Origin of the sequence: Okeania sp. SIO1H4, from assembly GCF_010672695.1 — a bacterium.
Taxonomy (GTDB): Bacteria; Cyanobacteriota; Cyanobacteriia; order Cyanobacteriales; family Microcoleaceae; genus Okeania; species Okeania hirsuta.
In genome coordinates this window covers 1-1,151 of the sequence record NZ_JAAHGB010000186.1, presented here as the reverse complement: position 1 = coordinate 1,151, position 1,151 = coordinate 1, and the positions used below count along the sequence as shown (strand labels likewise).

Genomic DNA, 1,151 nt, shown 5'->3' with positions numbered 1-1,151 from the left:
TATGACCCAATAGAAAGGACTAGATACCAAATAATTTGGCTTCTAGCAAAAGGAAAAACAACAAAAGAAGTTTCTTCAGTCACAGGCTATTGTTTGGAGGCCATTCGTCAAATTGCACGTCGCTACAATCGGCAAGGTAAAGAAGGATTGGTAGATCGTCGCCATCAACATCCAGGGCAAAAGGGATTCCTTTCAGATGAAAGGCAAGGCCACCTAGAAATGGCCCTCCAGGAGAAAGCACCAGATGGAGGATTATGGAATGGGCGCAAGGTGGGGGATTGGTTAACAGAATTAATTGACCATCGAGTTGATCGGCGCAGGGGATGGGAATATTTACGGTCAATGAAATATAGATTACGAATCCCCCGACCACAGCATCAAAAGTCGGCAACTCCAACCGAACAAGAGAAATGGAAAAAAGCGCACCGCCTGCGGCGAGGTCTCCTCGCCGTAAAGACGGAGCAAGAAAACTCTCTCACCGATTTGAACAACTAAAAGCCGAGTATCCAGAGGCCACTGTAGAACTCTGGGCAATGGATGAACATCGTTTGGGTCTCAAGCCAATTTTCCGACGAGTATGGACACCTGTGGGAGTACAACCAACTGCAGAGGTAAACTGGCGTTTTCAGTGGTGTTGGCTCTATGGGTTTGTACATCCCCAGTCAGGAGAAACATACTGGTGGCTTTTGCCCAAGGTCAATATTATTGTTTTTAACCAAGTGTTGGCTGACTTAGCTGGACATTTTGGTTTAGGAAAAAATAAGCACATGATATTAGTGCTAGACAGAGCAGGTTGGCACAGTAGTCAAAAACTGAAAGTTCCAGAGGGATTGCATTTGGAGTTCTTACCAGCCCATACACCAGAACTACAACCTGCCGAACGACTCTGGCCAATAATTAATGAACCGATCTGTAATCAAACCTTTGAAAATTTATCCCAGATGGAAGATATCGTTTTTGAGCGATGTATCAACTTAATGAAACAGCGATCGCTCATTCAAGGTCTCACTTGTTTTCGTTGGTGGCCTACTGATGATTTGTCAAGTGCTTGAAGAGTAGCGATCGCGGTAGCGTTGCGTAGCAATATCGCTCCGGGCAATTATTTTTCTTCCTCCTCTATTATACACAAACGATGCTACCGGACATGATAT

At 44.8% G+C, this 1,151-nt stretch carries 2 protein-coding genes; both read left to right on the top strand.

What is annotated here, in order from left to right; translation table 11 throughout:
* The coding region (locus F6K06_RS33595) for a winged helix-turn-helix domain-containing protein (protein ID WP_287245625.1) at positions 1-495 on the top strand (495 nt) is incomplete at its 5' end.
* Positions 411-1,052, top strand: a complete 642-nt coding sequence (locus F6K06_RS33590; protein ID WP_287245622.1) for an IS630 family transposase — start codon at positions 411-413, stop codon at positions 1,050-1,052. The genes F6K06_RS33595 and F6K06_RS33590, both read left to right, overlap by 85 nt.
* The last annotated feature ends 99 nt before the right edge of the window (positions 1,053-1,151 follow it).